The following is a 9,298-nucleotide window of genomic DNA, read 5'->3' on the forward strand; positions in this document are numbered from 1 at the left end:
GTGCGTAGGGTGTGCTGTCAATAGACAGCATTTTCGTTTTTTGAAGGATCGCGCAGATCGGCTTCGACCCGGCCCGGATTATCGTTCCCCGCGAGGCGGTTGCGCGCGTGTGACCTCGCGCAAAAGAGCATTCGCGCGGATGTCGTCGCCAAACTCCGTTCCCGATTTGGACCGAAATGGGGACCAAATAGCCATCATGAACGGGCCGTCTGCAACTTCATGGTACGCATGCCCAACGATGAACAATTTTGGAGGTGGAACCTGAAAACGCGAACGGCTTCTTGCGCCCTTGACCTTCGCAATTGCAGCACGCAAATTCGGTATGGCTGCGGGGCCGGAGCATCCACCGCGAGTACCCTTAGCTTGTCCCGCAGCCGCCCTATTCGATCATCGCTCACGAAGAAAAAAGGCCCGGCTACTCGGTGGGGGGTGGATGCCGGGCCTCAAGTCGAATGAAGGGCATCGAATGATGCTCACTTCGGGTCGCGGGCGGCCCCTTAGCAATCGTATACAGGCGGGGCTATAGGGCTGTTGTAAATTGCTGTAACGCCTGTGGCCTGCGAGCCCCCGCCGAGGCTATGGTCACCTCGCTGCGGCGGGGCGGATGATACGGCGATCAGATGGCTCGTCGCAGCACCGCTCTGGTCATGGCCGGTTGGCCTCGATAGAGAGCATCCTGCTGCGGCGGAGCGTTTTATGTTGCACGTAGCCGCCGCAGCGACCGGGCGGCGCTGCGGCCCGTCATGCATTCCAGAAAGCGGCCTTGCGGCCATGGTGGACCTTGAGATCGGCGAGGTAGCTTTCGTGATCGGGATGCTCGCCGAAAGAGGAAATTTTTCCTGCAAGGTGCGCGCATGTTTTGAGATGTCGTGCCGCATGAGCGTACCGCTTCGACCGCGCCGTTTTGAGCGCGAAGTCGATCATCGATCGCAACAATAATGTAGCCGCTAGCGGATGGCGTTGCTCCAGCGCATCGGCTGCCTGATTGAGGAACCAGTAGTGATCCTCTTTGAGTTCCTGATGGCGTGTCAAAATCATCTCGGAAGCCTGATCAAGCGCGCCCCACTGAATGAGGAATGATAACCCCGGATAGAATTCCGGATATCGCGCCGCGTAGGTGAGTGCTTTGTCTTCTGCCTCCATGTCATCGAAATCAGGAAGGCGCTTGATATAGGCCTTCAAATACTCCGGCGTCAGGGACCGCTCGAATGCCTGCCATCGCTCCTGCTGGGCTTCGTCGAGCCTGCCCGCTGCCTCCAAAGCATCGATCCAGACCCTTTCCCAATCCGGCCAGTACCCGCCATGATCCAAAACGGCATTAGCACGCACCAAAGCTTCCAGCGCCTCTGCGGATCGCCCCGCCTCCAGCAATCGTTCCGCGATCTTTGCTGCGATAGCGGGATTGCCGCGCTCCTCCTCTGAATAGACGGCGGCGAAGCCATCCGCGTCGTCCAGAGCATCGGCGATCTCAGCCAGTGCGCTCTGAACGCGGCGGCCACGATATTTTGCCGTATAATCTTCGTGGATCGGGCCGCGCGTGCTGATCGCGATAACCTTCCGGTCGCCCTTTCCGGTGGCAGTCAATTCAGCTTTGAGAAGCCGCTCCAGCTTGCTCTTCAAAAGGCGCAGCCCATCTGCCTCTAGCGCTGTCGCCATCACCGGGATAAGATCGTCAAACTGACCGTACCCGTTGTCATCTATGGCATCGAAAACCCTGTCCGCCAGGCGGGCCTTATCGACCCGCGCTTGAGGGGCAATCTCGCCCAGATTTTCCAGTGCTTGAGCAAAGACGTTACCGATAGTGCCATTGCTGTCGTCGCACCGCTCATAGACAGATGGTGCAAGTTCGAGCAGCCGCCATAACAGGTCGTATGCTTCGGTTGGCTGAGTGGCTGCGACATGCTTGAGAATCGCGCAGCGCTGGGCATCGAGGTCCTTTGCCAGCGCCTTGACCTTGTGCCAGTCGACAAACGATTTTGACTTGGCAATCGTGGCTAGACGCTTGCGGATTTCCGCAGCGGCGTCCCCACCGCCGGACTGCCCGGCCAGTTCCAGACGCAATCGCCGTTTCATGGCCGCGTCGCCCTGCGACAGTTCCATGATCAACTCAGCCAATCGCTCCGCGCCGAGGGCAGTGAGGTTTTTCACATTCAGGGTCTTTGCACTCGCCATGCTCTTCCTTCGCGACGACAAGCAGGACCGTCAACGGGTCGTGACATATTGGGATGGGATCATGGCGCGCTACTTCAAGAATGGCGTGACCACGAGGTTCTAAAACTTCGTTTACGTCAACGTGAAAGTCGTCCTCCATTTCAACGAGGTGACCGTTCTCGCCGCAGCCTAATTACAGGACGGATGGGGACGCGAAGCGGAGCCATGGGAAAGTGTCCCTTGTTCCCTTGCTCCGCTTTGCAACTCTCCCAGAACTAACGGAGGTAATGGCGTCAGGCCTGCGGAAGCGTAACCACAAACTGCGACTTTCCAGTCTCTTCATCGCGTGACACCGAAAGGGAAACCTTCCCGTTTGAGTTCTCAGCCGAGAGCATCCCGCCGTCGTTAAAAGTCATCTCGGATTTGATTGTGAAGCCCGCCCCAACGAGGGAGTCACGATAGAACTGCAGCACCTTCGCGCCCGAATCGCCGCTGGTCATGTTGACCATGGTGCTCTTGCGCTCACCAGTGTTCGTCTTGAGCACGGAAACAATCGTCGCCCCAGGGTATTTCGGAGCGAACGCAGGCATGGCTGTCTTGGCCGCTGCATCACCATCTATCGCAGTAAGGCTGCCCTTCTCGTTGGTAATCGTAGCCGTGCCATCCTTCTCGTTCGTGAAGGTGTTACCGCCTATGGTCGTACTATCCTTGCCGGAACCGCAGGCGGCCAAGGCAAGAAGGGTTACCGCAATCAACGCTCGCATTGAGTTCTTCTCCTCACAGTGGAAAGGACGTGGGCCGTAATGACAACCATCACCGCAAGGCGGGCAGGCTGCACACGCCCCGCCTCATTTACCCGCAACACGGTCGACATCTGGTAGTAGGCTGACCGCGCTCAGAAGTATCAAATCGCCCCTAGAATGACCAAAAAGAGCGCAGGGCCGCCCGGCCGTTCCCGTAAGCCTGGCCGGTAGGCGAATGTCAGGTTTTGGGGAAGGGAACAGGATAGCTGCCACTCTCTCACCTTGCCTGCCCTCACCCATCCGCGTGAATTCTCCGAGTTAGGTGCACATCGCCGCTTTGAATTCCCACTACATCGGCATCGCGCGGGTCAATGCCAAAGCATTTTCAAATCCGAATTAAGATACAAACCGATAATATCGCTTTGTATCGTAGCTGTGACATCAACAATTTCGTCATAAATTGCCCACCCGACAAGAATTTTATGGATAAAAAATTCATAAAAGAGAAACAGTCTCGTTTTTCTGGTAAAGCTGGGTCAGATCAGCATGAGCGACCCGGAACTGGCTCCGCCTTTTGATATCCGGCTTCGCTGACGAAGCCCTTTCGATTTTCACGGCCGGATCATAATAGACCGTTCCTGTCGCAAAGGCCTTCAGGAACAGCAGAAAATCGGTCTGCTCGCACAAGAGAACCTGGGCGCCATAGCTATATTCCGGCGGGGGCGTGCGGGACAGTGAGGGCACATAGGCCGCCTGCGCGTGCTTGCGGTTCCAGTGCGCCATCAGGCCCTTGAACGTCCAGGATGCGGCTACCTCATCGTTCGCACTGATCAGCGCCAGGCCCCCTTCGATATCGGCTATCTTGCCACTCACCGCGTCATATCCCGTCAGGGTCATGCGCAAGCCGGTCAGATGATGGTACTCACGGGTGCAATCGTATCGACCGCCAAAATTGAAACGATCTTCCTTGCCACTCTGATCGGCGTAACCGAACCGCTTCAGAAATTCCGCCACGCCTTCGGTCTTGTAGGTGCCGCCGGTCGGCTCCGGAGTCATCAGAGTCACCGGCGATTTCGGCCTGAACGCCTTGAAATTATTCACGCCATATTGCTTCACTTCCCAGCCCATGAAATCCGGCTCTGCATAGCCGTTAGGAGTAATGCCGAGCTCGGCTTCAAGGGTATAGCCGCCGCCATTGCGGGCTGCGTAGGGCGCCTTGGTGCCATCTTTCGCCAGCTTCTGGGACATGATCCAGTTCAGCTGATAAATGCGCCGCAACTCGTCGAGCAGGATCGTCTTTGGATCGGCAGGCTGGTCCGGGCTAAGCGGCAGTTCGATGAACACGCCCAGCATCGGCCATGCGCCCGATGCCAGTTCCTTTGTGATCGGGTTATCGGCATCCGTCACATAGCCCAGCACGACACCGTCCCGGGTGACGCCAAAGAACATGGCCCGCCCCTCGTCTCGGATTGTGAGGAGCTTTGAGGGCGCCGCCTTACAGCCCTTCAGGAAGCCGGACATCCGCACTTCGGGATATTTGGGATAGAGGATCAGGTTCGCGTCGGGCGCGCGGTGCCTCCCCTCTTCATTGACCCAGTAAAATTCGACATCCGCCTTGGCGCGGTCGCGCACGCTGCCGGCCTTTTCAGAGGCATCAGTATAGACCTCGCCATGCGGGATGACGTTCAGCGCCGCGAAGCCACCGCCCAGATACACTTGGTTTTTCGAATTATCATTGGGCGACAGATGTTTTGCATAAATGCGGTGAGCGCCATGGTGACGCATCAGATCCAGCAATTGCCCCAGCGATGCGATCAATTATCCGCCCCTGACAGTCATAGTCTTCTGCGACGACCTTATCCAGGCGGCCAGACGCTGCATAGCCTCGGGAAAATCTAACCGGGTCCGGCCCTTCAGTGCGCATTCCCAGACCGTGGCGACCCGCCACCCGGAGTTCAGCAGCGCCTGAACCGCACGATCATCATTCTCCACATTCCGCCCGATCTTCGCTCGCCAGAAATCCTCACGCGTGGATGGCCATCTGAACAGGTGGCAATCATGGTGGTGCCAGAAGCAGCCGTTGACAAAAATGACGGCCCGCCAGCGTGGGAAAACCAGATCGGGTTTGCCCGGCAGATCTTTTGCGTGAAGCCTGTAGCGCAGACCCGCCGCATGCAGGGCAGCGCGGACCTGCATTTCAGGCTTTGTATGGCTGCCTTTGATGGCCGCCATATTGCGACTGCGGGTCGCCGGGTCGTGAACGTCCGCCAAATGTCAGGCAGCTTCGCGTCGCTGCCCTACCTCGACCAGAGACTGGATATGCGGCTGCATGATCCGGGCGACTTCATGGAACACCGGAACAGCGACCGAATTGCCGAACTGCTTATAGGCCTGCGTATCCGATACCGGGATGCGGAAATCGTCTCCATAGCCCATCAGGCGAGCGCACTCGCGGGGGGTCAGGCGGCGGGGGTTCATCTTCCTGCCCTGACTGATGAGGATCTCCGACCCGTCCTTATAATAGCGGGCCGACAGGGTGCGGGCCACATCATCCGGCGTCACCAGCCCGAAGCCGAAGCCATTGCCGGCAGCCTTATGCTTATCGGCATAGCCCTGAAGATACTGCCAGAGCTTGTCGGTGAGCGTATATTTGCCGTTGACGATCGCGTCCGGACCAAGGGTGTAAGCCCCTTCCGCTTTCTCGGTGCCATCACCGGGATGCAAGATGTCCTTCAGCTTCACCGAGCCCTTCTCCGGCAGGTCCAGATCGTCCCAGCTGAACGGCACTTCCTCACGGAAGCCGACGATGACAATGCGCTCGCGGTGCTGAGGCACGAAATGCTTCGCATCGATCACCTTGTGCCAGACCTTGTAGCCAAGCTCCTCGGTCAGCGTTTTGAGGATCACCTGGAACGTCCGGCCCTTGTCGTGGCTGGTCAGATTTTTCACATTCTCCAGCATGAAGGCGGCAGGTCGCTTGTCCCTCAGAACGCGCGCCACATCGAAGAACAGCGTGCCCTGCGTTTCATCCAGAAAACCATGCTGGCGACCCAAGGAGTTTTTCTTCGAAACACCCGCGATCGAGAAGGGCTGACAAGGGAAGCCTGCCAGCAGAACATCATGGTCAGGAATCTCATGGGTTTTGATGGTGGTGATATCGCCATGCAGCGTGTGGTTATCGCGGAAATTTGCCGCATAGGTCTGCTGGGAATATTTATTCCATTCCGACGTGAACACGCAGTGGCCGCCGATGGCGTCAAATCCCTTCCGAATGCCCCCGATTCCGGCGAACAGATCGATGAAATTGAAGCGGCTCTCACCAAAGCCGGTTGCCGATCCGCCGGCCATATTCTGGAGCATGGTCAGCGCGGCGCGCCGGGGCGTGCCGTCGCCCCGCTCCCACCGATATAGCTGACGGGGGCTATAGCCCAGACGGTTCGCCAGTTCCTCGATAGAAATGCCTGCCTGTGCACGGAGCGTTGCGAATTGGTTCTGCATGATACCTCTGGGACGATTTGCGACATAGTGTCGCTATTCGACCCAGAAAGCAAGACGCGAACGATGTATGTTCTATTTATGTTCGCAGGCAACCTAACAGGCTACAAGTGCGCCGGGAAGCCCGGCAGTGGAGTTTTGATCAGATGGTTGTCCGGGGTTGGCCCACCCGAACGGGTTTGTTAGAGGTCTCAGCGCCCATAATTATCGGACGATCACCAATGCTACCTCAGCAACCTCGACGCGCGATCTAGCGGAGATTGTTAAGTTGGGCGCGCTGGAGCGGATCAACGAGCGGCGCTATGCGCGTTACCATTTGATCATCGCCAATTTAAAGGTTGGCGATGGCGCGGAGGGACAATAGCGCGCAGTCAGTTCAGAAGTCGTTCGATAGCCGCGCCGATCTGCTCGGCTGCTTCGAGAACGTGCTCATCATCAAGGTGGGCATAGCGGGCGGTGGATTGCGGATTGGAATGCCCGAGCAAGCGCCCGATCATAGGCAGGGTTTCCTTGTTCATTGCCGCATGGCTGGCGAAGGTGTGCCGCAGATCGTGCATCCGCACACCGGGCAGTCCCGCCTCGTCCCGCAATATGTGCCAGTGGCCGGATATGCAGCGCATGGGCTTTTTCAGCTTCTCATTCCAGAACAGCCACTGCACGCCCTTGATCCTCGGCACGCTCGCGATCAATGCCCGCGCCTCGTCCCCCAGCCAGACGGTGCGCGGCCCGGTCTTGCTGTCACGCAGCTTAAGCCGGTTCCCGCGCACGTCCCGCCATTGCAGGCTGGTGATTTCCCCCACCCGGCATCCCGTCAGCAGCAGCAAGGTAACAGCCATGGCAGCACTCGCCCTGACAGCGTGCTCTCCGGCCCGCGCCTCGGCGAGCACCTTGCCTAGCCTCCCCAGTTCCGCGTGGCTGAGGAAGCGCTCGCACTTGCGCTTGCGGTTGAGGCGCACGACCCTGCACGGGTTGGTATTTTCAAGCCGATAGCCCCACGCCTCGGCCTTGTTCAGCATACTATTGAGGATGGACATGACCCGATTGGCGCCGCCCGGCCCCATCTCGTTGTTGAGGCCCGCAAACCACCTGGTCACGTCTGCCTCGTTGAGGGCATCGATGAAAATTCCCGTGAAAGCCTTGTCGAGGTAAAGGCGGCGGTAGGTGTCATGCGTGACGAGCGTGGATAGCTTCCACTGCGGCGCACAGCGCCGCCAGTATTCGGCAAGGAAGTCGTCGAAGCGCGGCGCGGAGCGGATGCGCTGGCGGTCGGTGGCAGGGTCGAGGCCCACCTGAGCATAGGCGATCACCCGCCGAGCAACCATGGTGGCCTGATGCAGGGTGATGACAGCGGCAGAGCCGATAGTGACGGTGCGCAGCCGCCCCGCCATGCGGGTCTGGACGATGTAGACCTTGCGCCCGGTCGCATAGTAGCGGATGCCGAACCCATGCTCGACCCCGAGCCAGGTGGTGGTTCTCGGCTTGCCGCGCGGCAGGCGCAGCGGCACGATGTTGGCCCCGACATCTGCGAGCGCCTCGGCGACGATCTGCTTGAGCGCGAGCGCGGTCATGACGACAACCCAATGCTGCGGGCAAGCCCGCCGGACACGCGGCAAGCCGCATCGGCTATCACGTCGTCGGAAAGATGGGCATACTTGGCCGTTGTCTCCGTCAGCAAATGCCCCAGCAGCTTGCCTATGGTTGCCAGCGGCACCCCATCCATGATCGCGGTGGAAGCGAAGCTGTGCCGCAGGTCGTGGATACGCACGTCAGGCAGAGCGCATTTACGCCGGAATTGATACCACCATATATCCAGAGCGACAGGCTTGGTCCCGCCGACATTCGGAAACACGAACGGGCAACCTTCGCGCCGGGGCTGGGCTTCGAGAACGCCCAGCGCCTGACTGTTGAGCCAGATGACCTTGGGGCCGGTCTTGCTATCGGGAAGCGCCAGATGGGGAGGCTTCACCCATTCCCATTTAAGATCGCGAATTTCGCTTGCGCGCGCGCCGGTGAAAAGCAGCATACGGATGACCGCCACTTCGGTCGGATGGGTCGGCTCGTCCTCCCGCAATGCCGCGCTGAGACGGCGGAACTCCAGAGGCAGGAGATACCGTTCGCAAGGATCGCGCTTGTAACGCGGCGTTCCCCGGCAAGGGTTGGAGCCCTTGCGACGAAGATGCAGCGCCTCGGCATATTTGAATAAGGCAGCCAGCACCGGAACCGCGCGGTTAAACCTCGCCTCGGCCTGCCCGGCGCAATCGTCGCGCCAGCGCATGACATCGGCCGGGGTGACATCGGTGACGTGCATGGCGCCGAACACCGGGGCAAGGTCGCGCCTCCACGCCCCGATGTTGCGCGAAGCGGTGGAAGGCTTCCAGCAGCGGGCAAGATCGGTCCAGTAGGTATCGACGTAATCGGCCATGATCGGCGTGGCCTTGGCCACCGCCCGCTTTGGCAAGCCGTCGAGCGCGACCTCGGCCAGCAACCGCCGCGCCTGCGTGCGGGCAAGCTCGGCGTCGACATCGCGGGTGCAGCCAAGCGACGTGCGGCGGTGCTTGCCGCGATGGCGCAGGCGCACGAACCAGTAGTACTTGCCCGACGGCCTGACCCTCAGGCCGAAGCCCGGCAACTGGGTATCCCAGATACAGTATTCATGGTCGCGAAGCGGGAGCTTTCGCCGCGCGAAATTACCGTCGAGATATGCCCGGCGCCCGGGCTTTTGCCGCTGGGGGACCATAAGGCCATCGCTTATACCCGAACTGTGCTCGGGAGTCCCGGAAAACTGCGCATTTACGGGGACCACATAGCCATCGGCATAGGCCGGACTGTCGGCACCATTTCCAAACACGGCGACTGATTTTGCTGCATTTTTTTCCATTCCTGCACCGTAAGGTGCGTAGGGTGTGCAT

The 9,298-nt window shown here is 59.3% G+C and carries 7 protein-coding genes; all 7 read right to left on the bottom strand.

Features of this window, described 5'->3' with window-relative positions:
* Window positions 1-741: 741 nt before the first annotated feature.
* A complete protein-coding gene (locus EJC47_RS20340; protein WP_126849531.1) occupies window positions 742-2,172 on the bottom strand; it encodes a DUF6880 family protein in 1,431 nt (476 codons plus the stop codon).
* Between the two features lie 272 nt (window positions 2,173-2,444).
* A complete protein-coding gene (locus EJC47_RS20345; protein ID WP_126849532.1) occupies window positions 2,445-2,915 on the bottom strand; it encodes a hypothetical protein in 471 nt (156 codons plus the stop codon).
* A gap of 474 nt (window positions 2,916-3,389) precedes the next feature.
* Window positions 3,390-4,712 carry an MvaI/BcnI family restriction endonuclease gene (locus EJC47_RS20350; RefSeq protein WP_126849533.1) on the bottom strand — a complete coding sequence of 441 codons (1,323 nt, stop codon included), beginning with the start codon at window positions 4,710-4,712 and terminating at the stop codon, window positions 3,390-3,392.
* Window positions 4,713-5,165 carry a very short patch repair endonuclease gene (locus tag EJC47_RS20355; RefSeq protein WP_126849534.1) on the bottom strand — a complete coding sequence of 151 codons (453 nt, stop codon included), beginning with the start codon at window positions 5,163-5,165 and terminating at the stop codon, window positions 4,713-4,715. It abuts the gene before it with no gap.
* Window positions 5,166-5,168: 3 nt separating this feature from the next.
* A complete protein-coding gene (gene dcm, locus EJC47_RS20360; RefSeq protein ID WP_126849535.1) occupies window positions 5,169-6,392 on the bottom strand; it encodes a DNA (cytosine-5-)-methyltransferase in 1,224 nt (407 codons plus the stop codon).
* Between the two features lie 368 nt (window positions 6,393-6,760).
* A complete protein-coding gene (locus tag EJC47_RS20370; RefSeq protein WP_126849536.1) occupies window positions 6,761-7,957 on the bottom strand; it encodes a tyrosine-type recombinase/integrase in 1,197 nt (398 codons plus the stop codon).
* Window positions 7,954-9,298, bottom strand: a 1,345-nt coding sequence (locus EJC47_RS20375) for a tyrosine-type recombinase/integrase (RefSeq protein WP_260591693.1), incomplete at its 5' end; no start/stop codon positions are given. The genes EJC47_RS20370 and EJC47_RS20375, both read right to left, overlap by 4 nt.

Origin of the sequence: Sphingomonas sp. TF3, assembly GCF_003985085.1 — a bacterium.
Taxonomy (GTDB): domain Bacteria; phylum Pseudomonadota; class Alphaproteobacteria; order Sphingomonadales; family Sphingomonadaceae; genus Sphingomonas.

Bases quoted from the DNA above. Each gene is read 5' to 3' on its own strand.
- EJC47_RS20340 (WP_126849531.1), bottom strand. From the start codon at position 2,172: ATGGCGAGTGCAAAGACCCTGAATGTGAAAAACCTCACTGCCCTCGGC.
- EJC47_RS20345 (WP_126849532.1), bottom strand. From the start codon at position 2,915: ATGCGAGCGTTGATTGCGGTAACCCTTCTTGCCTTGGCCGCCTGCGGT.
- dcm (WP_126849535.1), bottom strand. From the start codon at position 6,392: ATGCAGAACCAATTCGCAACGCTCCGTGCACAGGCAGGCATTTCTATC.
- EJC47_RS20370 (WP_126849536.1), bottom strand. From the start codon at position 7,957: ATGACCGCGCTCGCGCTCAAGCAGATCGTCGCCGAGGCGCTCGCAGAT.